Here is a 23,121-nt window from a genome sequence, read left to right as displayed (position 1 = left end):
AAGCAGTTCGGCAAGCCGATCGCCGACTTCCAGGGCGTGCAGTTCATGCTCGCCGACATGGCCATGAAGCTCGAAGCCGCCCGCCAGCTCACCTACGCCGCCGCCGCCAAGTCCGAGCGCGTCGACGGCGACCTGACCTTCTTCGGCGCCGCCGCCAAGTGCTTCGCCTCCGACGTCGCCATGGAGGTCACCACCGACGCCGTCCAGCTCCTCGGCGGCTACGGCTACACCCGCGACTACCCCGTCGAGCGCATGATGCGCGACGCCAAGATCACCCAGATCTACGAAGGCACCAACCAGGTCCAGCGCATCGTCATGGCCCGCAACCTCCCGTAGTACGGAGGCGGTACGACTCGCGGCCCCCGGCGCGCTGCCGGGGGTCGTTGCGTTGCGCGGGTTCGCCTACGCGGCGGCCTTGTCGACGACGTAGACGCCCATGCCGGTGACCGTGTGACCAGCCCTTCGTCCTAGAGGACCTGCACCGTCTTGCGGGCAGTGTCCTGCGATACCCGGAACTCGTCTTGCAGTGCCACCAGGCTCGGGATACGGCGGCCCGCCGCGCGGCGGGCACAGCCGGAACCGCCGGCCGCATGGTTCGACGATGACGGGGACGACGAGACGGCATACGACGAACGGCCGGAGTGGCACGACACCGGCCTCCTGGGGATGGCCCTGATGCCGCATGCTCAGCTACATGGCCGCATGCTCAGCTACATGAACGAGCACCCGTGCAGCCGCGAGGTCCTGGCCCGTATCGACGCGGACGCCTCGCTGCGGCCCGAGGTACGGAGTCGGACCGAGGGCATCCTGGGGTGAGACGCCCCCGAAGAGGCCCCACCGTCAAGTGGGGGCCTTCGCGCGTCCCGGGCGTCTACACGGACACGGCCAGTACGTGCCGTTAGCCCGCATCTCGTCGCACAGTGCCTTGCAGGCCCCAAAGTGCTGTGCGAACTCCGGCTTGGTCTTCCAGGCGCCCATCGCGTCCGCGTCACGCCAGGACGCGAAGGATATGAAGTGCCCCGGTGCGGCCGTGTCACGCAGGAGCCGGGCGCACACGAAACCGTCGTTGTCCTTCTTCGTCCAGGAAGGCGGTCCACCGTTCGATGAATTCGTCCTCGTTGCCTTTGGAAACCTGCCGGCTCCCGGGCGCCCAGAACGTGCGGTCCTCGGCCATGACGCACCTGCTTCGATGGTGAGTCCCCTGAGCACCATCTGGCCTCGGTCGCCTCTCCCCGCATCTCGGGGGAACCTCACACCAGGTCGGAGGCTGGCATTCCGTTTTGGGTTTAATCGTCCACGTAAATATCAGCATGGCATGCCTCAGGCTTAAATAGCTGTCTTTTTGGGTACATCTCCGAGTCGTTGACGAAGATCGTCGTCGTCGGTATTTTGTGATCTACCCCATTGGTGGGCGCGTACACGACAACGGAGATATTCAGTGAAGATAAAGAGCGCAATCGTCGCTGGCGCTACATTTCTGACGACGATCCTGGGGACGGGTGTCGCGTCCGCCGAGACCCACAACTCGTCGGACACGAAGGGGTCTACCGGTCGGTGCTCCTACAGCCGCGTGTGCCTCTACTACAACTCGGGCCAGTCCGGTGCCAAGTTCATGCGCTACTTCGACGCCAATAACGTCGAGACGACGCTCGCGATTCCGGATCTCGCCGGCTACTACTTCGACTCTTCCGGTGCCGGTGCGGGGAAGTCGGTGAAGAACAATGCCGCCTCGGGGGAGATCAACGGCACCAATTGTTCCATGTGGGTCTATTACAACAGCAACTACGGTGGGAATATCGACTACTTCGGCGATACTTCCTATGGGCAGCTCTGGTACACGTACAACGAGAACGCCTCCATGAAGGCGGGCTGCCCGTAATTCCTGTGCCGGCCCTGGCTGATCGTCTCGGCCAGGGCCGGCAAGCTGTTTGGTACGGCCTACGGTTCGCTACGACTGTCGAGCGATCGAAGAATCGATGGATCATGCGCTACGTCAAGAATATCTTCACCACGGCATGCGCCGCAGTCACCCTGCTGGCGCTTTCTTCATGTGCCGCTTCCGGGGGCAGTCCTGAGCCTGATCCCCAAGGGTCGGCGCCTACGGCGAAAGCGCAGCGGCCGCCCCACGGCGGGGACGCGCAGTCATCCGTCGCCGTTGAGGCCAATCCGCTCCCATTGCCCGTGCAGAAGTATCTGCTGACGCCGAGTAAAATGTCGGGAGTCAGGTCCGCGACCACCATTCTGGTAAATGCGTGCTTGCGGCAGCGAAACGTTCCGCCGATAGATCGGACGGGCGCAGCAGGCCAGCAGTACCCCGACCCCTATGAGGTCGGACGTCGCTACGGGCCGATCGTCAAAGCCGATATGTTGACCTACGGCTATCACCTCCCTCCTTCATGGTTCGGAGGTACGGCTGCGCCTCGAAAGAGAATTTCAGCTCAGCAGGAGGCTGCCCTGGGCGGCCCGTCGGGTTGCGCTGCCGTGGCCCGGGGAGAGCTCATGGGCGACCGTTCTCTGGACTCCCCGGTCGCACGGCAGATCAGCAGCAAAAGCTTCGTGGAGTCTCTGAAGGATGCCAAGGTGAAGGCGGTCACCGCGGACTGGTCGGCTTGCATGGCAAAGAAGGGCCATTCATACACGGGCCCCCTGCAGGCGCTTTCGAAGGCCGATCTGAAGATGCCGAAGCCAAGCGCGACAGAACTGCGCATCGCGGCTGCCGATTATGCCTGCAAAGCATCCACCAATTTGATCTCCGTTTGGCAGAATGTTGAGATCAAGATTCAGGAAAAGGAAATAGCGAAGCATCTGTCGGTCCTGGAGAAGGCGAACGCGCAGAGGGCCCAGATCATGGCGGACGCGGACAAGATCGTCGACCAGCGTGGATGACGGCGCCGTGACCTTCGGAGCGCACCTCTGAGTCACTGACTTCGATCGCCGCCGTCGGCAGGTCTCCGGTCGGCGGAAGCGGACGGCGAAGGAACCCGGCGCCATGAGCGAGCGTGTCGACCTGGACGCCCTCGCGGCGGCGCCGGCCGCCGCACCGCCGCCGGCCGCCGCCGGCCGCCGCACCGCCGCCCGGGCGCGGGTGGAGACGTAGTGGCCCGGTTCGTGGCGCTCCACGCGGTGAGCTTCCTGCACACGCTCGGCCGTCCGGCGAGGAAGCCCTGCTGCGGCTGGTGCGGGACCCCTCGGTGCTCGCGCACGACCGGGCCTGGGTGCGCGCGAGTGGCTGATCCGGATGCGCCGGACGACGGGGGCGCGGAGGTGGACCACTCCGACCGACGCCTCGCCGCGGCCCGGGATACGGAGCCGGATCGAGGACGCCCTTCCGCTCACCCGCCGCGCGTCAGCGGTTCGACGTCACCGTGACCGGCTCGTCGTTCTGGATCTGCGACACCAGCTGCTTCACCTTCGGCATGTCCCACTTCAGCGAACCCTGCGGCGCGCTGCCCGAGATCGGGATGTTCATCGACTTGCCGTCGCCGCCGCTGATGCCCTTCATCGCGAAGAACATCTTGCCGAGGTCGTACAGCGACATGTCCTTGTCGACGATCAGCGTGTCCAGGCCGGCGCCCAGCGTCGGGTACAGCTTGAACGGGTTGAGGATCGTGCCCGGCGTCGCCGCCTGGTTGGCCAGCGCGGAGAGGAACTTCTGCTGGTTCTTCGTCCGCGCCAGGTCCGACTCGGCGAACGCGTACCGGGTACGGACGAACGCCAGGGCCTGCTCGCCGTTGAGGGTCTGCTCGCCCGCCTTGAAGTCGGCGCCGGACTTGTCGTCCTTGAAGCCCTTCTCGATGTTCAGATCGACACCGCCGAGCGCGTCCACGATGTTCGCGAAGCCGGCGAAGCCGATCTCCGCGTAGTGGTCGATGCGCAGCCCGGTGTTGAACTCGACCGTGCGGACCAGGAGCTCCGGGCCGTCCATCGCGTACGCCGCGTTCAGCTTGGAGCCGCCACGAGCCCCGAACTTCTTCCCGGACTCCGAGCCCACGAACGAGGGGATCGTCACCCACGAGTCACGGGGCAGAGAGACCATCGTGTTCCCGCTGGAACAGGCGGCGAGGATCATCATCGAGTCGGTCCGCTTGCCTTGCGCGGAACCGGTGTGCAGCTTCTTCTTCTCCTCGGCCGACATGCCCTCACGGCTGTCGGAGCCGACGATCAGATACGTCGTGCAGTCGCCCTCGGCCGGCCGCTCGATGACCTTGGCCAGGTCGACCTCGTTGCGCATCTGGCTGCTGGCCCAGGCGTACGTGCCGATGCCCCAGGCCAGCACGGCGACGACCAGGACGATCGAGCCGACCTTGACGCGGCGGCGCCAGTCCGGTGCCGGACGGCCGGGCGTACCGGGGTATCCCTGGCCCGGCTGCGGCGGAATGACGGGGGGCTGCTGCCCGCCGCCGTAGTTCCGCTGCCCGTAGACCTGCCCGGTGTTGTAGCCGCTGTCGTACCCGGAGCCCTGCCGCGGCTGGCCCTGGCCGTAGCCGGGGTCGTACTGCGGCTGCTGCTGGGGCACCTGCGGGCGCTGCACATGGCGCATCCGGCGGGCTCCCTCGGGCTGAGAGCTCGAGCTGCCGCGGCCGTATCCGCCGTCATCGGGCCAGTCATTCATGCGGACAGTCTGCAGGCCGCCTCCCGAGCGCCGACAGGGTGGGTGGGGAATCGGGGCGGCGCTGTTGCCAAGCTGATGCAATGAGGACGAGCCCGGGACCCGGCATAAGGTGGAGGGCATGACAGACCAGGCCCAGCGCACGGACCGCCCACAGGGTGACATTCCGGGCAAGCCCACCTCCGCGTCCCGCACCACGCTCAGCCACATCATGACCAGCCACGACACGAACCTCCTGGGTACGGTGCACGGCGGCGTGATCATGAAGCTGGTGGACGACGCGGCGGGTGCCGTCGCGGGGCGGCACTCGGGCGGTCCGGCCGTGACCGCCTCCATGGACGAGATGGCCTTCCTGCTGCCGGTACGAGTCGGGGACCTGCTCCATGTGAAGGCCCAGGTCAACTGGACCGGCCGCTCCTCGATGGAGGTCGGCGTCCGCGTCATGGCCGAGCGCTGGAACGAGTCCACCCCTGCCCAGCAGGTCGGCTCGGCCTATCTGGTCTTCGCGGCGGTCGACGGTGACGGCAAGCCGCGCCCGGTCCCGCCGGTGCTCCCGGAGACCGAGCGGGACAAGCGCCGTTACCAGGAGGCCCAGATCCGCCGTACCCACCGACTGGCCCGCCGCCGCGCGATCATGGATCTGCGGGAGCGCCGCGCGGCGGAGGGCTACGAGGACTGACGCCCCGGGCGGTGCCGGCGGAGCCGCGCCCCGGCGGGCGAGTCCGCTCCGTCGCCGGCGTAGCGCGACCGGGCTACGGGCACACCACCTCGTCCCCCTTCACCGCGACGAACGGTCCCTTCGTCGGCTCCTCCGGCCGCACCGGCGTGACCCCCTTGTAGTCCGAGCCCACGAAGACCCGCAGCGTCGCGCCGCGCCCCTTCACCGCCTTCAGCTTCACTCCCGGCAGCGCCGCCGCCAGGGACTTCGCCGAGCGGTCCCAGCGCGGGTCGTACTCCACCACCGTGCGCGGGTGAGGGGCGCCGCCGCCGGTCCGCGGTGCGCGCGTCGTGTTGAAGCCCGTGGCCCGCAGCGCGTCATCGGCCTTCCGGCCCAGACCGGCCGTCCCCGTCGCGTTGTAGACCTGCACGCGGATCGTCTTCGGCGCCACATCCACCACCGCCGCCTTCGGCCCGCCCTTCGCCACCGCCTTGTGCGGGGCGAGCGGCCGGTCGTCGCGCAGGGCCTGGAACAGCTTCTGCGCCTTGGGCGCGTCCCACTTCACCGTCGAGCCGATGCCCTTCACCCGGAAGCTCACGTCCCCGATCGGCACCGAGACGAACTCCGAGGACGCCGGGGTGAAGCCCCGCATCGCCTTGGCGAGGGCCAGGACCTGCTCCGTACCGAATCCGCCGTCCGCCCGCACCGAGTTCAGCATCGTCGTGGCGACGTCGCGGAACCGCACCGGGTTGAGCAGCACCCCGCCGCTGGTCATCCGGTCGACCAGCGCCGCCAGGAACCGCTGCTGGCGCTGCATACGGCTGATGTCGGCCGCCCCGTCGACATGACGGGCACGCACGTACTGCAGCGCCTGCCCGCCGTTCATCTCGTGCGATCCGGCCGGCAGGTCCAGCCCGGTGTACGAGTCCTTCAGCGGCCGCGCCGTGCAGATCTTCACCCCGCCGACCGCGTCCACCGTCTTCATGAAGCTGGTGAAATCGACCTCCAGATAGTGGTCGATCTTTACGCCCGTCATCCTCTCGACGGTCCGCACCGTCAGCCCGGGCCCGCCCTCGGCGTACGCGGCGTTCAGCTTCACCGGATGCGCCTGGTGCCGTCGGCCGGTGGTCTCGTCGATGTGCTCTGGCATTTCGGCGTACGAGTCACGGGGCAGACTCACCACGCTCGCCCGCTCCCGGTCCTCGGAGATGTGGACGAGCATCACGGTGTCGGTGCAGCGACAGGGGTTCCCGCCGAGGCGGTACTCCCTCCGCTCCTCCTCCGTGATCCTGTCCCGCCCGTCCGTGCCCACGACCAGCACGTTCATGCCGTGCCCGGCCTGGGGCCGGTTCTTCATGTCCTTGAAGGGATCGACCCGGGTGATCCCGGTGTCCAGACCGGTCACCATCGCATGGCCGATGCCGCCCGCGCCGAGCACGAGGACGGAGAGGGTCGTCGCGATCCGCATCCCCCACCGTGGCCGCCGGACCCGTCGCACCCGTCGGACCCGTCTGACACGGCGGGCCGGTACGGAACGGGCGGCCGGCCGGGGACGGGGCGTGCGGGGCGGTGTGGGCACCGGGGGACACCTCCGCGGGTGGGACGAGGGGACCGTGAGCACGGTAGGCCCATACGATCAGCGACCTCGCGCACTCGTCTCCGTGACGCGCTTCGTGTCCCCCGTTCGCGGTAACGTGGCGGGCAATATGAACGCCATGCCCGCCGCCCTGCCCCCCGTCTCCGTGATCATGCCGGTCCTCAACGAGGAGCGGCACCTGCGCAACTCGGTCCGTCACATCCTCGAGCAGGAGTACGACGGCGAGATGGAGGTGGTGATCGCGCTCGGCCCGTCCACGGACCGTACGGACGAGATCGCCGCCGAACTCGTACGGGAGGACCCCCGGGTCCACACCGTGCCGAACCCCACGGGCCGGACGCCCGCCGCCCTCAACGCGGCGATCAAGGCATCCCGTCACCCGATCGTGGTACGCGTCGACGGTCACGGGATGCTGTCGCCCAACTACATCGCGACCGCGGTCCGCCTCCTGGAGGAGACCGGCGCGCAGAACGTCGGCGGCATCATGCACGCCGAGGGCGAGAACGACTGGGAGCACGCGGTCGCCGCCGCGATGACCTCGAAGATCGGCGTCGGCAACGCGGCCTTCCACACCGGCGGCCAGGCGGGCCCGGCCGAGACCGTCTATCTGGGTGTCTTCCGCCGCGAGGCCCTGGAGCGGCAGGACGGCTACAACGTGGAGTTCATCCGCGCCCAGGACTGGGAGCTGAACTTCCGTATCCGCGAGGCGGGCGGTCTGATCTGGTTCTCGCCCGAGCTGCGGGTCCAGTACCGGCCCCGCCCGAGCGTCCGCGCGCTGGCGAAGCAGTACAAGGACTACGGCCGGTGGCGCCATGTCGTGGCCCGCTACCACCAGGGCTCCATCAACCTCCGCTACCTCGCCCCGCCGACCGCCGTCTGCGCGATCGCGGCAGGCCTGGTGGTGGGCGTGGCGCTCACCCCCCTCGGCTTCGTGATCCCGGCCGGCTATCTCGCCGCGATCACCGCGGGCTCGGTCCCGGCGGGCAAGGGCCTCCCGCTGAAGGCCCGTCTCCAGATCCCGGTGGCCCTCGCGACGATGCACATGTCCTGGGGCTACGGCTTCCTGACCAGCCCCCGCGCGCTGGCGCGGAAGGTCATCGCGAGCCGCCGCCCGGCGGTGAAGACCGCGGAGGTCTGACACGACGGAGGCCGCCCGGTGCGTGACGCACCGGGCGGCCTCCGTCGTACGGGCATCACCCGGATCATGGCCTCTCCCTCAGCGGGGCGGCGCGGAGAGACCGGTCGGACCCGACAGATACCGCGACGGAGCAGACCACGGCACCGCCGGCCTACGAGCCGGTGGTGCCGCCTTGTTCGTGCCGGTCGCGTTGCGGCCGTACCCACCGCCTACCGTCCGCCGGCTGATCCCGACGGATCTCGAACGCGTCCGACGTACGGCCGATCGTGACGCACCTCACGTCCTTGACAGTTGCTTGTCTCGCGACACCCCGCCAAGATCGCGCTCGATCAAGCTTCCATGACAAGGACTCAAATATGCGCATGAGCAGGCGACTTGGTTCCATCGCGGCCGTCCTGGGCATCACCGCCGCCGGAATGGCGGTCTCGGCCGGCACGGCCTACGCGGCCTCCTACAACGGCGCTTGTGGCTCCGGGTACAAGGTGATCGACTCGATGTACGTCGGCGAGGGCACGACCTTCCTCACGTACAACTCCTCCACCGGCTACAACTGTGTCGTCACCGTCAGCGATTCTCCGGGGACCGCGCTGTGGCTGAACACCAGAATTCGGCTCTCCAGGAACGACACGGTGTGGAAGTACAACGAGATGGACGAGGGCAGCTTCAAGTACTACGCGGGTCCGGTGTACCTGTACGCCCCCAACTCCTGCATCGACTGGGGCGGCTCGGCCAATGACAACTACACCCGAGTCAACTACGACGACCACTGCGGCTGACATGGCGTGAGCCCGCACAGGATGGAGCCCCGACGGATCCCGTCGGGGCTCCATGCGCGTGATGCACGCCGTGGCGCCGTCAGCAGACCTTGGAGGTCGAACCGCCGGTCGAGTTCAGGTAGCCCGTGGCGTGCGTGCAGAAGGCCGCGGTGTTGGCGGCCGGGCCCCAGAGCTCGGAGCGCGTGGTGTTGTTGAGCTCCGCGTCACCGTAGTCGGTGCCGGAGTCCGAGTGGTTGACGATGTGGACGTACAGGTCCCAGTTCGAGTGGGTGTTCCGGTACTGCTGCCACACGTAGATGTAGGCGTAGTTGTAACCACAGCCGTAGTACTGCTTGACGGACGCGGCGTCGATTCCGCCGACCTGGATGACCCGGGTCGTGCCGACCTGGGAGACGCTGGCGCAGCCCGAGGGGGTGCTGGCGGCGGCGGCGGGGGCGTTGACGAGCGAGAGGCCGGCTATCGCGCCGAGGGCGCCGAGAGTCGACGCGACCTTCTTGCCAAGGTTCATGGGGTAGCTCCAAGTGGACGGCGGACAAAGCCAGCTGAAGCTATAGCCAATGATCGATCGAAGTAAATGATCAAGAGGGTGATGCGTGCCACTCTGACGTATGGTCAAAGTCCCGTGATCTGGTGCGAGTTGGCAGGTATACCTCGGGCGCACCTGTGTCCGCGGCCTCCGGAAGGGCACCCTCCTTCGTCTGCCGCTTCCTGTGCGTGGCGACCCTCGCGCCATCTCCGTTCGCCGCGTCGACCCTCACGGCAGTCGCGATGGCTCATCCGCGCAAGAGGGGCGTCCCTCGCATCCACTGCGAGGGACGCCCCTGCCGCGGCGCATCGTGCACGCGTGATGCGGATCACGGGGAGACTGGGGGGAAATGGTGTTGGCCGGACCCTTCGGGGGTCCGGCCAACACCATTCGATCCCGTGGGGGCGTCAGCTCGTGCTCTTGCCGTCCCACTTGTAGACGGAGTAGACCTCCATGCAGTTCACCTTGGAATCCGCGCCCTCCGGCAGGTCGCCCGCCTCGTCCTTCGGCTTCTTGTACGTGGCGCCCTCGCGCCAGTCGCCGCCGACGACGAGGGTGATGTTCTCCGCGCTCCCGTCGGCGCGGACCGCCGAGTCCGGCAGGCCGAGGGCCTTGGCCACGGACAGGGCGTCGGCCTTCCCCTGGTCGCCGGCCGCCTTCGGGTACTTGACCACCGTGTCCTTGCGGGGCTCGGCGCCCTGCGAGGCTTTCGCCTGGGTGAAGCCCTTGCCCTTGAGGGTCGTCACCGTGCCGCTCGCCCGGCCGTCCACGGACATCTGACCGTCGACACCCGTGCCGTTGATCACCGTGATGCCCAGGGTGTTCGGCGCGGCAGCGGTCGGGCCCTTCGGCTTCGCGGAAGCGGAGGCGGACGGCTTGGTGCCGGCCGGGTCGCCGTTCTTGTCGAAGGCCACGTCGTCGCGGAGCATCGACCACATCTTGTCGGCGGACTTCGGCACCAGCTGAAGCCACTCGTTCGGCCTCGGCGGATAGGCGGTCGTCGGGACCGTGGTCGTCGTCAGACGGTCGATCTTCACGTTCTTGAGCTGCATGGACAGATCGAAGAGCTTCGCCACCGTGTCGAGACCGTCGGAGACCTGCAGGGCCTTCGTCGCGGTCTCGGCCAGCCCCATCAGCCGCCCGGTGTCGGTCCAGGCGTTCTGGCCCTGGAGCTTCTTCATCATGCCGTTCATGTACATGTGCTGGGCCTTGGCGCGGTTCTGGTCGTTGCCGAACGCATGCCGGGTCCGCAGCCACTGGAGCGCCTGCTCTCCCTTGACCTCGGTGGTGCCCTTGGGTAGCTGCAGCCCCGAGCCGCCCTTCACGATCGAGTTCGACCTGTCCCACACGCCCGTCGTCACACAGACGGGGACACCGCCGACCTCGTCCGCCATCGCGACCACACCCGCGAAGTCGACCATCATCCAGTGGTCGATGTAGACCCCGGTGAGGCTCTCCCAGGTGGTCAGCGTGCAGCCGGGACCACCGCGCTGCAGCGTCTCGTTGATGGGCCGGTTGGTCGTGGCCGCGTAGGACGTACCGTCTTCGCCCGTGCACTTCGGGATCGGGACGACCGTGTCTCGCGGGATGGAGATGATGTTGGCGTTCTTGCGGTCCGCCGAGATGTGCAGCACCATCTGCACATCCGCGAGTGGCTTCCGGTCCCGGTCGTTCTTGCCACCGCCGAGTGCCACGTTCTTGGCGTCTTCCCGGCTGTCCGAGCCGATCAGCAGGATGTTGAGCGGAGTGTCGCCGAGCGCGTTCGGCGTAGCCTTCTTGACGCCGCTCTCGCCGCCCGCGCGGCCGCCGCTGCGGATGTTGCTGTTGAGGTGCTGGTAGTACAGGTATCCGGCGCCGGCCGTCGCGAGTATCAGGAGCGACAGCGTCGCGGCGACCCAGCGGAGTATCTTGCGTTTCCCGCTCTTCTTGGCACGCCTGCGCGGCCCCTTGCGCCGGTGACTCGTGCGACCTTCGCCGCCGCTCCCACCGGCGCCTCCTTTGTCGCCGCCGTCGCTCGCACCGCCGCCGGGGGCGCGGGTGCCCTCCCCGGCACCCTCACCCTTGTCACCGTAGAGACTCTCGTCCCAGCCCAAATCTCGGGCGTGCGGAACGCGTCCACGCGTCCCCTCCCTGCGCACGCTGCTCTGTCCCACCCCTGGTCCCCTCGTTTGTCAGGCGTGTGCCGTGACCCGGTGTTTCCGGGTCACTTGGCGCACACCTTCTTGTCTGCTTCAACCTGACCCACGTCCGGCGCCTTTACCGGACCGGTGATGGGCACCCCCGCGCCCTTGAAGTCGGAACCGAGGACGAGCGTCATGGGCTCACGCTCCCCGGCGTCCGTGGTGCCCGGCTTGAGCGCCGTGGCGGGCAGGCCCATCATGTCCGCGAGCTTGCGGGCCTGATCGGCCTGGTTCGGTGCGTACGTGAGCGTGGTCTTCGCCGCCTTCTCGGGGGCGTTGGCCTTGTTCGTGGACCGCGTCACGCCCTGGTCGTTCTGCAGCCAGTTGATGGTGTACTGCGCCGCGAACTGGATGTTGCTGCCGTTGTAGACGTCGACGCGTACGTCGGCGGCCTTGGCGCGCGTTCCCTGGAGCAGTTTCGCCTGGGCCTGGGCCTCGGCGTTCTTGGCGTCCTTCTCCTTCTTCTTCACCTCGGTGAAGGAGACGTCGTTCCGCACCATGTCGAAGACCTGCGGGGCCAGCTCCGGGTCGAGGACGACGGTCGCCCGCTTGGTGGGCGGTTCATCAGGGTTGTCGCGCACCGGAACGGTCATGAAACTGATGTTCTTGAGGTCGACCTTCCCGAGCTCCTTGGCCAGGGTGGTCAGCTTGATGGCCGTACCTATTCCCTGGTCCACCGTCAGGGCCTTGGTCGCCGCGTCCGCCACCGAGTACAGCTTCGTCGGGCTGTCGAGCGTCTCTTCCTTCAGTTGCCGGATCATGGATGCCAGGAACTGCTGCTGCATCTTGATCCGGTCCAGGTCGCTCTCGTTGCCGAGACCGTGGCGGTTGCGGAGGAACGCGAGCGCCTGCTCACCCTGGACCCTGTGCTCACCCTCCGAGAGGTTGAGCTTGGAGTAGTCCTTGTCGTGGATCGGCTTGCTCAGGCAGACCTTCACGCCGCCGACCGCGGCCGACAGCGTCTTGACGGCGTTGAAGTCCACCATCATGAAGTGGTTGATCTCGATGCCGCCCGTGAGCGCCTTGACGGTGCGCATCGTGCAGCCCGGGTCCCGGCCGTTCACACCGAACGACTCGTTGAACTTCGTCTTCGTGCCGGAGCCGGGGATGACCTTGGTCGAACCGTCGGGCTGCTTCGTCGGGCAGTCCGGGATCTCGGTCTTGAGGTCGCGGGGGATGCTGATCGCCGTCGCGTTGGTGCGGTCCTCGGAGACGTGGAAGAGGAACGTCGTGTCGGCGTGGCCGGTGACGTTGTCCTTGTTCCCGTAAGTCGTGTTGCCCTCGCCGGTGCGGACGTCGTTGCCGATGATCAGGATGTTCAGCGGCCCCTCCATCGTCTCGCCGCCCGAGGCGGCGTCACCGACGTCGATGGTGTTGAGGTTGCCGTTGAACTTGTTGTAGAGCGCGTACGCGCCCGCCGCACCCGCCACGAGCACGACGGCCATCGTCCCGCCGGTCCAGAGCAGGACCTTCTTCTTACGGGACTTCTGCGGCTTGCGCTTGCGGCGACCGGCCGACGGCTGCCCGCCCGCGGGGCCCTCGGGGGCACGGCGGCGGCGCTGGCCGGGAACGGGCGCCTCGGTCGAGGTCCGCGAACGCTCGCCGGTCCGGGAGGTCTCGCCGGTTCGCGAACGCTCGGCGGCCCGTGACCCCTCACCGGTTCTCTGGCCCGGAGTGGTGGCACCGCGGGGGCGGGACTGCTGTGTCGACTGCCCAGCGGAGTGGTTCAGTCGCAGTTCGTAGTTGCCCGTTTGCGGGTTGAGTACCCACTGGTCGGCGGGGTCGATCTCGTCCGCCTGTCCACGGCTGTGCGCGTCCACGGTTACTTGAATCCTCCGTCGGTGCCACGCGAGGCGCCTACCCCGTCGGGCGCTCGGTCGTTCGATCCGTATGAGTGCGCGACCACGCGGTCGAGAGCACTGGATCGCGTCACACTATCCGCCCAGTTCAGCGCGGAGCGACGTCCGTGACAAATTCCACGCCCCTTACAACTGGGCAATTTGCTCAAACCTCATCCATCCCTGCCCTCCCCTTGGACTCCCCTTTACTCACCCGCCCTCAGACCTCCTCTATGGGCAGGCTCCTTCCGCCGCGCTGCGTCCCGAGAACGTCGGCGTCGGCACCGGGCCCGGCGAGCCCGCGTCGTCCGGCTTCCCATTGCCGTCCCTGTCCTCGCCGGTGCTCTCCGACGCCGAGGGCGTGACGGTCACGGGCCTGTCCTCGCGGAGCCGCTTGAAGAGTTGACTCGCCTCGGGTTGTACGAGTTCGTCCCGGTTCGCGTTCTGTGAGTACGGCCGCCGCGGCACCGTGAGGAACTGCACCTTCTCCGTGGGGATCGCCCGCATCGAGCGCGCGAGGTCGTACAGATCGCGGAGCGAGTCGAGCCCCGGGTCGGTCGTGATGGACTTCGTCGCCGCGTCCAGGACCGGGTACAGGCGGGTCGGATTCAGCAGGACGCCGTTGCTCTGCACCTTGTTGACCAGGGCGCCCAGGAACTGTTGCTGGCGATCCATGCGTTCCGTGTCGCTTCCGTTGCCCAGCGACTTGCGGGCCCGTACGAAGCCCAGCGCCTGCTCGCCATGGAGCGTCTGGCGCCCGGCCGGCAGCTTCAGCTTGGCGTCGGAGTCGTCGATCGGCTCCCTGAGGCAGACCTCCACCCCGTCCACGGCGTCGACCATCTTCTTGAAGCCGCGGAAGTCGATCACCATGTGGTGGTCGATCCGGATCCCGGTCAGCCGCTCGACGGTACGGATTGTGCAGGCCGTGCCGCCGATCTCGAAGGCCGAGTTGAATTGGGCGAATTGTTCACGTGTGCGCGTTCCGTCCGGTGTGCGACACGTAGGCATCTCCACCATCAGATCGCGCGGGATGGAGACCGCCGTCGCGCTCTCCTTCCTCGCCGCCAGATGCAGAAGGATCGTCGTGTCCGAGCGCTGGGTCCCCTTGTCCCGCCCGTACTGGGAGTTGCCGGTGCCGGTCCGGGTGTCGGAGCCGATCAGCAGGATGTTCCGCGCGGACGAGGCGACGGCGCTCGGGCGCTCCTTCTCGTACGCGCGCAGTTCGGCGGCGGCCGTGGTGTCGGTGGTGATGTTGTTGTCGAGCTTGCGGTAGAACCACCAGCCGGCACCCGCCGCGGCGAGGACGACGAACGAACACCCGAGCGCGGTCCAGCGCAGCCAGTGCCGCTTGCGCGGGGCATCGCCCACGGTGGCACGCGCCCAGCCCTCCGCGCCGGCCTCTCCGGTGGTGCGGGGCGTCTCCTCCCCGGCCGGGGGGTCCGGTTCGGCGGGCGTGCCGGCACTGTCCGTCACGTCTGAGTCCATCCTTCATGGCGTCGGCGGCGCGCCGGGCCGCCGGTCGCTGAGATAGACGGCCGAACCTGACGCTTGGTTGTGCCGGGGAGGGTGCGTACCCGCCGATCATGTACCGGAGTTGAGGCGCAGACCCGGGGACTCGGCGAGTCGGTGCGCCATACGGGTGGATCCTCGGCGGGCGGTCAGACCGCGGTCACGGTGACCCGCTCGCTCTCGACCCGCTTCTCGAGCGCCTCGGGCGCCAGTTGGTCCAGGTTCCGGCAGAGGATGACCGAGGCCCCTGCCGCCAGCGGCGCGTACAGCCCGGCGGAGAGCCCGTCCCAGCCGTCGTAGGCACGGCCGGAGAGCAGCCGCGCGCCGGGTGCGAGACCGAGGGCCTCGGCGTCCGCGCGGGCCCGGTCCACGAGCTGGGTGCCCGTCAGTTCCGCACCGCCGACCACCAGCGCGGCCGCGCCCGCATCGACCGGGATGAACGGGGCGAATCGGTCACCCTGGCTCGGCACCTCCACCGCGTAGTCCGCGTAACCGGCCGGCGGGGCCGGGAAGCGGCGGCCCAGCGGGGCGAGGGAGAGCGCGATCCGGTCTCCCGAGCAGGCCAGCCCGGCGTCGAGGGTGTCGGGCCCCGCGACGACGTAGTCGGCGTCGGCCGGGTCCCCGCCGAGCTCGGCGGTCACGCCGACGGACGAGCACGCCAGCAGCCAGACGGCGGTCTGCCAGTGAGCGGGCAGCAGCAGCGCGAGCCGGTCGCCGGGGGAGGCGGAGAGCTCGCCCTGGAGCAGGTTGGCGGTCTTGGCCACCCAATTGGCGAAGGTGGCGACGGACAATTCGACGCGCTCACCGGTGGCGTCGTCGTAGAAGGTGACCAAGGGGCGGGCGGGGTCCGCGGCGAGCGCGGATCGCAGCAGGTCGGCGGGGGTGCGGTCGCTGGCGTTCACGCGGGCAAGGGTACGCGGGGCGGTCTGCGGGAAGCCGCCGTACCGGTGACACCGTCCTCCGGTCGGCCCGATGGACCGTCAGTTTCCGGGTGGAATCCCGCCGTGCGGAACGGCCCGGGGCTGCGGACGATCACTTCATGCGTGCCAACCTTGTCTCCTCGATCGCCGTGACATGCGCGGCGGCTCTCGCCCTTCCGTTGTCCCTCGCGACCCCTGCGGCGGCGCTGCAGCCGGGTGCGCCCACCATGCCGACGGCGGTGCCGACCGTCGTCGAACCCGCCGCTCCGGCGGCGCCACCCGTCGTGGACCCCGCGGAGCGGGAAGCGGCGCCGGCCGCCGCCTCGGAGGCGGACGTCGCCGGATCCACCCAGTCCCTGCGGCTCGCGCCGCTCGGGAACGGCCGTCGGGCCATCGGCCCCGCCACCGCGGGGGCGGCGCAAGGCCTGGCCCGACGGGACGTCAGACCCTTCTCCCTCGTGGGCGTCGTCTGGGACGACGCCCAGGCGCACCTGCACGGCACCGTCCAGGTCCGCACCCGGACCACCGGAAGCGCGGACTGGTCGGAGTGGCAGAACGTCGAGATCCACAGCGACGACCACGGGGCCGACCCCGACACCGCCGAGGCCGTCTCGGGCGCGATCCGTGGATCCACCGCCCCGCTCTGGGTCGGCGACTCGGACGGAGTCGAGGTCCGAGTGGAGCCGGAGCGGCACGAGGAGTTCGCGGCCGAGGCCGAACCCCTCCCCGCCGGGCTCCGCATCGAGCTGGTCGACCCGGGCCCGGAGCCCGCCGCCGACCCGGGCCCCCAGACGCGCGTGGCGCACGCGGCGCGTACCGCGCACCGTGGGCCGACCGTCGAGGAGAGGGCCGCCACCTCCGTCAACACCCACCTCGCCCCGGTCGGTACGCCCGCGATCCCGGCCGCCGCCGCCCCCGCCGCCGCCGCGAAGCCGTACATCGGACCCCGCCCGAAGATCATCACGCGGAAGGGCTGGGGGGCGAACGAGAAGCTGCGCAGGGGAGGGTTCGTCTACACCAAGGCGGTCAAGGCGGCCTTCGTCCATCACAGCGCGACCGGCAACAACTACACCTGCAAGCAGGCGCCCTCCGTCCTCCGCAGTATCTACCGCTACCACACCCAGAGCAGCGGCTGGCGTGACTTCGGCTACAACTTCGCCGTCGACAAGTGCGGAAACATCTACGAAGGACGCGCCGGAGGCGTGGCCAAGCCGGTCCACGGCGCGCACACGCTCGGTTTCAACACCAACAGCATGGGCATCGCCGTCCTCGGCACCTACAGTTCGACGACCCCTCCGGCAGCCGTGGTCAACGCAGTCGCGAAGCTGACGGCGTGGAAGCTGGGGCTGCACGGGGTGAATCCGAAGGGGAAGACGACGCTGGTCTCGGCCGGCGGAAAGTACAAGAAGGGCAAGAAGGTCACCTTCAACACGATCGCGGGACATCGTGACGGCTACGCCACGGCCTGCCCGGGAGCGCGCCTCTACGGGAAGCTCGGCACCGCGAGGACCACGTCGGCGAAGTACCAGGGACGGCCGTGATGGGGGCACCGCCGGAGCGTCTGCATAAACTGACCGGTCATATCGCACGGACGAGCGGACAAGCCGAAAAGCGGACGAGCCGACAAGTGGGCGTGCGACGAGACCGGACCCGGACAGGAAGCAGAGACGACAGGTGACAGAAGCGATCCTCCTGGTCGGTGGCAAGGGCACGCGGCTGCGGCCCCTGACGGTCAACACGCCGAAGCCGATGGTTCCGGCGGCCGGCGTTCCCTTCCTTACCCACCAGCTGGCACGGGCCAAGGCGGCGGGCGTCGAGCATGTGGTGCTCGCCACGTCGTACCTCGCCGAGGTCTTCGAGCCGCACTTCGGGGACGGCTCGGCGCTGGGGCTCAGCCTGGAGTACGTCACCGAGGAGGAGCCGCTCGGTACGGGCGGAGCGATCCGAAACGTCGCCTCGCGGCTCCACTCGGGCGCCGACGACCCGGTCCTCGTCTTCAACGGCGACATCCTCACGGGCCTGGACATCCGGGCCCTGGTCGCCACGCACGCCGACTCGGGTGCGGACGTCTCCCTGCACCTCACCCGGGTCGACGACCCGCGGGCGTTCGGCCTGGTCCCGACGGACCCGACCGGCCGCGTCACGGCCTTCCTGGAGAAGCCGCAGACTCCGGAGGAGATCGTCACCGACCAGATCAACGCGGGGGCCTACGTCTTCCGCCGCTCCGTCATCGACACGATTCCGGCGGACCGCCCCGTCTCGGTCGAGCGGGAGACCTTCCCCGAGCTGCTCGCCTCCGGCGCGCATCTCCAGGGCCTGGTCGACTCCACGTACTGGCTCGACCTCGGCACCCCGCAGGCCTTCGTCCGCGGCTCCGCCGACCTGGTCCTGGGCCACGCCCCGTCCCCTGCGGTGCCGGGCCGCTGCGGCGACCGCCTGGTCCTGCCGACGGCCCGTGTCGCATCGGACGCCAAGCTCACGGGCGGCACCGTGGTCGGCAACGGCGCGGTGGTCGGCGCGGGCGCCCGGATCGCCGGCTCGACGGTCCACGCGGACGCGGTGGTCGAACCGGGCGCGGTGATCACGGACTCCCTGATCGGCGCGGGCGCGAGGATCGGCGCGCGCACGGTCCTCACGGGCGCGGTCATCGGCGACGGCGCCCACGTGGGCCCGGACAACGAGCTCCGCGAAGGCATCCGCATCTGGTGCAACGCGGTCCTCCCGGCAGGCTCGGTCCGCTTCTCGTCGGACCAGTAGCGACGCCCCCGCCGTTGTGGGCGTGCCCCCGTGTGTCCGGTGACCACGGGGGCGCTGCCCGTTCCGGGGTGCGTTCACCCGAGATGCGCCGGGGATACGCTCATACACATGGCCGGCCGCTTCCCACCCCGCACCCCCACGACCCGCACCACCGTGCGCGGCGGCCACGTCCCCATCCCCGGACCCGCCCCCGAGGCGCCCTCCCTGGAGGCCCCCGCCTCGGACACCGTCGACCTGGGCCTCACCCTCGGCCCCCTCCGCCGCGGCCCCGCCGACCCCACCTTCCGTACGACCTCCGACGGCTCCGTCTGGCGGGCCAGCCGTACCCCCGCGGGCCCCGGCACGCTCCGGGTCGCCATCCGCTCGGGAGTCGTCGAGGCCGAGGCCTGGGGCCCGGGCGGCGAGTGGCTCATGGACGGCCTGCCCCGGCTCCTCGGCGCCGACGACGACCCCGCCGCCTTCGTTCCCCGTCACCGTCTCCTCGCGGCCACCCACCGCCGCCGGCGCGGCCTGCGCCTGACGCGCACGGGCCTGGTCATGGAGTCGCTGATCCCGTCGATCCTGGAGCAGAAGGTCACGACCGACGAGGCGTACCGCGCGTGGCGTCTGCTCGTACGGAAGTACGGCGAGCCCGCCCCCGGCCCCGCCCCGGACGGGATGCACGTCATGCCCGACGCCCCCACCTGGGCCCGGATCCCGTCCTGGGAGTGGCACCGCGCGGGCGTCGACGACAAACGCGCCTCGACGATCCTGCGCGCCGCGCGCGTCGCCCGCCGCATGGAGGAGGCCGCCGGGATGGAGCCCGAACAGGCCCAGCGGCGACTGGAGTTGATCCCCGGGATCGGCCCCTGGACGTCCACCGAGACGATCCAGCGCAGCAACGGCGCCCCGGACGCGGTCACCGTCGGCGACCTCCACCTGCCCGGCATCGTCGGCTACGCCCTCGCGGGCGACCGCACGACCGACGACGCGGCCATGCTCGAACTGCTCGCCCCCTACGCCGGCCAGCGCCACCGCGCGGCCCGTCTGATCCTCCTCAGCGGCCGGGTCCCGCCGCGCCGCGCGCCCCGGATGACCCCCGGAAACATCGCTGCGCTCTGACCGCACGCACCTCCCGGAGCGGGAGCGCGGCTCGGAACCGACGCTCCGAGCCCCGCCCGCCGAGAGCCGCTACCGCACCTCGATGAACTGCCCCGCCTGCCGCGCGGGCCGGTCCTTCGGCGGCGCCGCAGCGTGTCCGACCGCCACCGCGCCCATCGGGTCCCAGCCCTCCGGCAGCCCGAGGACGTCGCGTACGACATCACGGCAGAACATCGTCGAGGACACCCACGCCGAGCCGAGCCGCTCGCCCGCCAGCGCCACCAGGAAGTTCTGCACGCCCGCGCCCGCCGCGACCACGAACATCTCCCGCTCGGCGGCGTCCCTGCGCGGGTCGCCGTAGTGGTGCGAGCCGTCCATGACCAGACACGGCACCACCAGATACGGGGCGTTGCGCAGCACATCGCCGCGTCGTACGCGCTTGGCGACGGACTCCTCCGACTTGCCGTCGCGCCGCAGGTCCGCGATCCACGCGTCCCGCATCGCGTCGAGGAGCCGCAGCCGCGACTCCGGCGATTCCAGGAGTACGAACCGCCACGGAGTGGTGTGGTGCGGCGCCGGAGCCGTGACGGCCGCGGCGACGGCACGCCGTACGGCGCCCGGATCCACCGGCTCGTCGGTGAACTCGCGGACGGTACGCCGCAGGGTCACCGCCTCCCGCACGGCCTCCGAGGTCCCGAGCCGGAACATGTCGTCGGCGGCGCCGCGCACCAGGGCCCGGGCACCCTCGCCGACGGAACCGTCCACCACGTGCGGCAGGCCCCGGACGACGGCGACCGGCAGTCCGTTCGCCTTGCCCTTCACCAGGTCGCCCGCGGCGGCGAGTTCGTCGGCGGTGGCGACGACGGTCGCGCTGAGCGGATTGCCGTACGCGTCCGTGCCGCCGCGCAGGTCGTCGAGGACGCGCACGCCGGCCGCGCCGATGGCCACGTCCGTCAGACCGCTGCGCCAGGGCCGCCCGAAGGTGTCCGTGACGACGACACCGACGTCGACACCGAGCGCGTCCCGCAACCCGTCGCGGATGGCGCGGGCCGAGGCGTCCGGGTCGACGGGCAGCAACAGCACCGTTCCGGCAGGGGTGTTGGAGGCGTCGACCCCGGCCGCGGCCATGACCAGACCCTGCCGGTTCTCGACGATCCGCAGCGTGCCGCGGCGCGCCACCACCCGTACCGTCTCGGCGTCGATCGCCTCCTCCCGGTCGTCGGCGGCGATCACCCGCCCCTCGGCCTTGCTCACTATCTTGGACGTGACGATCAGGACGTCTCCGTCCTCGAGACCGGGGGAGGCGGACGCGATCAGCTTGGCGAGATCGTCCCCGGGCTTCACCTCGGGCAGCCCGGGCAGCGCCCACACTTCGTAGCGCGCCTCGGCGCGAGCCGCGCCGTCGGCTCCGTTGTGGGCAGCCGCTCCGCCAGGACCGGGGGTCCCGCTGGGCGGAGGCTGGGGAAGGGTGGGCGCCACGCCATCGGCGCGGGGCCCGGTCCCGGTCCCCGCTCCCGGAGCGCCCGCGCCCGACCGGCCCGTCATCCGCGGATCTCTTCCGCGAGCGTCAGCGCCTCGCGCGCCATCGCGGCCGTCGCGTCCAGGTCCGTCATCATCAGCGGCACCGCCCGGCAGCGGATGCCCGCGGCCTCGACGTCCTCGACCGTGCCCGCGTCGACGGTGTCGACCAGCCAGCCGTCGAGCAGCCCCGAGCCGTAGTGCTTCGCCACCGCCGAGGCCGTGGACTCGACGCCCACCGCCGCGAGGACCTTGTCGGCCATGCCCCGCACGGGCGCGTCGCCGACGATGGGGGAGAGGCCGACCACCGGCACGTCCGCCTCGGCGATCGCCTCGCGGATGCCCGGTACGGCCAGGATCGTGCCGACCGACACGACCGGGTTGGACGGCGGGAAGAGGATGACGTCCGCCTCCGCGATGGCCTCCAGGACACCGGGGGCCGGCTTCGCGGCCTCCGCGCCGACCGCCACGACGGCCCGCGCGTCCACGGACGCCCGCAGCTTCACCCAGTACTCCTGGAAGTGCACCGCCCTGGACTCGCCGTCCACCTCGATGGCGACGTGCGTCTCGACGCGGTCGTCGGACATCGGAAGCAGACGCACGCCCGGCTGCCAGCGGGCGCACAGCGCCTCGGTGACGGCACTGAGGGGGTATCCGGCGCCCAGCATCTGCGTGCGGACGATGTGGGTCGCGAAGTCCCGGTCGCCGAGGCCGAACCACTCCGGGCCGACCCCGTACGCCGCGAGCTCCTCCTTCACCGTGAAGGACTCGTCCTCACGGCCCCAGCCCTGCTCCTCGTTGATGCCACCGCCGAGGGTGTACATCACCGTGTCGAGGTCCGGGCAGACCTTCAGTCCGAAGAGATGGATGTCGTCACCGGTGTTGCCGACGACCGTGATCTCCGCGTCGGGCGCGGCCTGCTTGAGGCCGCGAAGGAAGCGGGCACCACCGATGCCACCGGCCAGAACCACAATGCGCATGCAGACAGTCTGTCAGGCGCGGCCTGATCGTCTGAGGGGTGGTGGTCGGGCGGCGGGAGGGACGGTCAGACGGTGACGACACCGTGGGTCGCCGGGGCGCACTGGGTCGTCACGGGCCTGAGGGTCCCCCCGGACGAAGTCTGGGGGAGCATCGGCATGTCGGTGAGACCGGGGTAGTAGACGTGCAGACTGACCGCCGGTTCGAGGGAGTCGTTGACGACCTCGTGGACGTACCCCGGCGCGAAGACGCGCTGCGCTCCTCCCGTGAGCGTCCGTACGCCCCGGTCCGTACGCTCCGACAACTCCCCTTCGAGGACGGTCAGGACGCCGGAGGAGGGGCCGTGGTCGTGGAGCCCACTGCCCTGGCCGGGCACCCAGGAGAGCAGCCAGACCTCGTAGCCCGGGCCGGTGCGCAGCCGGTGGTACCAGCGGCTGGTGGCGTCGTATTCGACATAGGGGGCCCACTGCGCGCGGTCGGCGGCGATGGAGCGCGCGAGGCCGACGAACTCGGCCACGGTGGCGGGGTGCTCGCGGGCGGGCTGCAGGAGGTGCTGTACCTCGAGGATGTCGCCGGCGATCTGAAGGTCGCTGTCGCTGTTCATGGGTGCGGTGGTTCCTCGGCAGAAACGAAGTCGTGGCGGGGGTCACGCAGAGGTCGTGCGAGCGTCACGCGGGGCAACGCGGGCTACGCGGAGACGAAGACGCTGGAGCTCTGGGGCATCAACAGCTGGAACAGCAACAGCAACAGCGAGCCTGGACAGCGCGGCGGTACCCACGGGCGTGGGTCGCGGAGGGCGCTGAGGTCACTGGCATGGCATCAAAGGTGCCGGGCGAGCCACCCGACTGTCAACCCAATGCCCGTTTTGGCGGTAATGTTTCACCTCATCCGGTTACAGCGCCCGGAGAAAGGTTTGTTCAGTCGCTGAGCGGGAGACATGGCGCAACATCCGTGCCCGCAAACGCGGCTGGGATCCCGTGATCAGACTGTGATCCGGATCGCTTCCTTGGCTGGATCGCAACAAGATCCATGTCTGG

General features: G+C 69.7%; 21 protein-coding genes. 9 read left to right on the top strand and 12 right to left on the bottom strand.

The features are described 5' to 3' along the window. The coding region (locus tag ACZ561_RS39395) for an acyl-CoA dehydrogenase family protein (protein ID WP_471004856.1) at positions 1-336 on the top strand (336 nt) is incomplete at its 5' end. Between the two features lie 504 nt (positions 337-840). Here the strand turns inward: ACZ561_RS39395 and ACZ561_RS39390 are convergent. After that, a complete protein-coding gene (locus tag ACZ561_RS39390; protein ID WP_471004854.1) occupies positions 841-1,056 on the bottom strand; it encodes an antibiotic biosynthesis monooxygenase family protein in 216 nt (71 codons plus the stop codon). After that, entirely contained in the window at positions 1,034-1,174 is a 141-nt protein-coding gene (locus ACZ561_RS39385; protein WP_471004860.1) for a hypothetical protein, read from the bottom strand. The genes ACZ561_RS39390 and ACZ561_RS39385 overlap by 23 nt, the downstream gene beginning before the upstream one ends. Positions 1,175-1,438: 264 nt before the next feature. On the opposite strand from ACZ561_RS39385, the gene ACZ561_RS39380 reads away from it, so the two are divergent. Both ACZ561_RS39380 and ACZ561_RS39375 read left to right on the top strand, forming a co-directional pair. After that, positions 1,439-1,879: a peptidase inhibitor family I36 protein gene (locus ACZ561_RS39380; RefSeq protein ID WP_471004852.1), complete on the top strand. Its 441-nt coding sequence runs from the start codon at positions 1,439-1,441 to the stop codon at positions 1,877-1,879. 104 nt (positions 1,880-1,983) lie between these two features. Continuing rightward, positions 1,984-2,886: a hypothetical protein gene (locus ACZ561_RS39375; RefSeq protein WP_471004851.1), complete on the top strand. Its 903-nt coding sequence runs from the start codon at positions 1,984-1,986 to the stop codon at positions 2,884-2,886. 460 nt (positions 2,887-3,346) lie between these two features. Here ACZ561_RS39375 and ACZ561_RS39370 read toward each other — a convergent pair whose 3' ends face one another. Further along, a complete protein-coding gene (locus ACZ561_RS39370) occupies positions 3,347-4,612 on the bottom strand; it encodes an LCP family protein (protein WP_471004849.1) in 1,266 nt (421 codons plus the stop codon). A gap of 118 nt (positions 4,613-4,730) precedes the next feature. Here ACZ561_RS39370 and ACZ561_RS39365 point away from each other — a divergent pair, with 118 nt between their 5' ends. Then, positions 4,731-5,288, top strand: coding sequence for an acyl-CoA thioesterase (locus tag ACZ561_RS39365; RefSeq protein ID WP_471004847.1), 558 nt, complete (start codon positions 4,731-4,733; stop codon positions 5,286-5,288). A 73-nt stretch (positions 5,289-5,361) separates the two neighbouring features. On the opposite strand, the gene ACZ561_RS39360 is transcribed toward ACZ561_RS39365, so the two are convergent. Beyond that, positions 5,362-6,846: an LCP family protein gene (locus ACZ561_RS39360; RefSeq protein ID WP_471004845.1), complete on the bottom strand. Its 1,485-nt coding sequence runs from the start codon at positions 6,844-6,846 to the stop codon at positions 5,362-5,364. Positions 6,847-6,973: 127 nt separating this feature from the next. On the opposite strand from ACZ561_RS39360, the gene ACZ561_RS39355 reads away from it, so the two are divergent. Both ACZ561_RS39355 and ACZ561_RS39350 read left to right on the top strand, forming a co-directional pair. Then, a complete protein-coding gene (locus ACZ561_RS39355) occupies positions 6,974-8,002 on the top strand; it encodes a glycosyltransferase family 2 protein (protein ID WP_471004843.1) in 1,029 nt (342 codons plus the stop codon). A gap of 362 nt (positions 8,003-8,364) precedes the next feature. Next, complete coding sequence (locus ACZ561_RS39350) at positions 8,365-8,778, top strand: spore-associated protein A (RefSeq protein WP_471004841.1); 414 nt, start codon at positions 8,365-8,367, stop codon at positions 8,776-8,778. 79 nt (positions 8,779-8,857) lie between these two features. On the opposite strand, the gene ACZ561_RS39345 is transcribed toward ACZ561_RS39350, so the two are convergent. The 5 genes from ACZ561_RS39345 to ACZ561_RS39325 form a co-directional block, all read right to left on the bottom strand. Further along, positions 8,858-9,286, bottom strand: coding sequence for a hypothetical protein (locus ACZ561_RS39345; RefSeq protein ID WP_471004839.1), 429 nt, complete (start codon positions 9,284-9,286; stop codon positions 8,858-8,860). A gap of 425 nt (positions 9,287-9,711) precedes the next feature. After that, entirely contained in the window at positions 9,712-11,457 is a 1,746-nt protein-coding gene (locus ACZ561_RS39340) for an LCP family protein (RefSeq protein ID WP_471004837.1), read from the bottom strand. Positions 11,458-11,507: 50 nt separating this feature from the next. After that, positions 11,508-13,304: an LCP family protein gene (locus ACZ561_RS39335; protein WP_471004835.1), complete on the bottom strand. Its 1,797-nt coding sequence runs from the start codon at positions 13,302-13,304 to the stop codon at positions 11,508-11,510. 249 nt (positions 13,305-13,553) lie between these two features. Beyond that, a complete protein-coding gene (locus tag ACZ561_RS39330) occupies positions 13,554-14,795 on the bottom strand; it encodes an LCP family protein (RefSeq protein WP_471004833.1) in 1,242 nt (413 codons plus the stop codon). Between the two features lie 185 nt (positions 14,796-14,980). Then, a complete protein-coding gene (locus ACZ561_RS39325; RefSeq protein ID WP_471004831.1) occupies positions 14,981-15,733 on the bottom strand; it encodes a TIGR03089 family protein in 753 nt (250 codons plus the stop codon). 137 nt (positions 15,734-15,870) lie between these two features. Here ACZ561_RS39325 and ACZ561_RS39320 point away from each other — a divergent pair, with 137 nt between their 5' ends. From ACZ561_RS39320 to ACZ561_RS39310, 3 genes are all read left to right on the top strand, one after another. Then, positions 15,871-17,292, top strand: coding sequence for a peptidoglycan recognition protein family protein (locus tag ACZ561_RS39320; protein WP_471004829.1), 1,422 nt, complete (start codon positions 15,871-15,873; stop codon positions 17,290-17,292). Positions 17,293-17,425: 133 nt separating this feature from the next. Further along, positions 17,426-18,508 (top strand): mannose-1-phosphate guanylyltransferase, encoded by a 1,083-nt coding sequence (gene manB, locus ACZ561_RS39315; protein ID WP_471004827.1) that lies wholly within the window; start codon positions 17,426-17,428, stop codon positions 18,506-18,508. Positions 18,509-18,616: 108 nt separating this feature from the next. After that, entirely contained in the window at positions 18,617-19,609 is a 993-nt protein-coding gene (locus tag ACZ561_RS39310) for a DNA-3-methyladenine glycosylase family protein (RefSeq protein ID WP_471004825.1), read from the top strand. Between the two features lie 69 nt (positions 19,610-19,678). On the opposite strand, the gene ACZ561_RS39305 is transcribed toward ACZ561_RS39310, so the two are convergent. The 3 genes from ACZ561_RS39305 to ACZ561_RS39295 form a co-directional block, all read right to left on the bottom strand. Further along, positions 19,679-21,133, bottom strand: a complete 1,455-nt coding sequence (locus ACZ561_RS39305; protein ID WP_471004823.1) for a coenzyme F420-0:L-glutamate ligase — start codon at positions 21,131-21,133, stop codon at positions 19,679-19,681. Then, the gene (cofD, locus tag ACZ561_RS39300; RefSeq protein WP_471004821.1) at positions 21,130-22,086 is read right to left on the bottom strand and encodes a 2-phospho-L-lactate transferase; all 957 of its coding nucleotides are present in this window, start codon (positions 22,084-22,086) and stop codon (positions 21,130-21,132) included. The genes ACZ561_RS39305 and cofD overlap by 4 nt, the downstream gene beginning before the upstream one ends. Before the next feature lie 65 nt (positions 22,087-22,151). Beyond that, positions 22,152-22,688, bottom strand: coding sequence for a cysteine dioxygenase (locus tag ACZ561_RS39295; RefSeq protein WP_471004819.1), 537 nt, complete (start codon positions 22,686-22,688; stop codon positions 22,152-22,154). Positions 22,689-23,121 lie beyond the last annotated feature (433 nt).

The sequence above is a fragment of the Streptomyces sp. NPDC039609 genome, assembly GCF_055596705.1.
The sequence above is the reverse complement of the archived record's forward strand: the minus strand, read 5'-3'. Positions and strand labels throughout refer to the sequence as shown.

What these genes read in the sequence shown, in the direction of transcription:
- ACZ561_RS39385 (WP_471004860.1), bottom strand. Translation starts at nt 1,174, where the DNA reads ATGGCCGAGGACCGCACGTTCTGGGCGCCCGGGAGCCGGCAGGTTTCC.
- ACZ561_RS39375 (WP_471004851.1), top strand. Translation starts at nt 1,984, where the DNA reads ATGCGCTACGTCAAGAATATCTTCACCACGGCATGCGCCGCAGTCACC.
- ACZ561_RS39370 (WP_471004849.1), bottom strand. Translation starts at nt 4,612, where the DNA reads ATGAATGACTGGCCCGATGACGGCGGATACGGCCGCGGCAGCTCGAGC.
- ACZ561_RS39365 (WP_471004847.1), top strand. Translation starts at nt 4,731, where the DNA reads ATGACAGACCAGGCCCAGCGCACGGACCGCCCACAGGGTGACATTCCG.
- ACZ561_RS39355 (WP_471004843.1), top strand. Translation starts at nt 6,974, where the DNA reads ATGAACGCCATGCCCGCCGCCCTGCCCCCCGTCTCCGTGATCATGCCG.
- ACZ561_RS39350 (WP_471004841.1), top strand. Translation starts at nt 8,365, where the DNA reads ATGAGCAGGCGACTTGGTTCCATCGCGGCCGTCCTGGGCATCACCGCC.
- ACZ561_RS39345 (WP_471004839.1), bottom strand. Translation starts at nt 9,286, where the DNA reads ATGAACCTTGGCAAGAAGGTCGCGTCGACTCTCGGCGCCCTCGGCGCG.
- ACZ561_RS39320 (WP_471004829.1), top strand. Translation starts at nt 15,871, where the DNA reads ATGCGTGCCAACCTTGTCTCCTCGATCGCCGTGACATGCGCGGCGGCT.
- ACZ561_RS39310 (WP_471004825.1), top strand. Translation starts at nt 18,617, where the DNA reads ATGGCCGGCCGCTTCCCACCCCGCACCCCCACGACCCGCACCACCGTG.
- ACZ561_RS39305 (WP_471004823.1), bottom strand. Translation starts at nt 21,133, where the DNA reads ATGACGGGCCGGTCGGGCGCGGGCGCTCCGGGAGCGGGGACCGGGACC.
- cofD (WP_471004821.1), bottom strand. Translation starts at nt 22,086, where the DNA reads ATGCGCATTGTGGTTCTGGCCGGTGGCATCGGTGGTGCCCGCTTCCTT.
- ACZ561_RS39295 (WP_471004819.1), bottom strand. Translation starts at nt 22,688, where the DNA reads ATGAACAGCGACAGCGACCTTCAGATCGCCGGCGACATCCTCGAGGTA.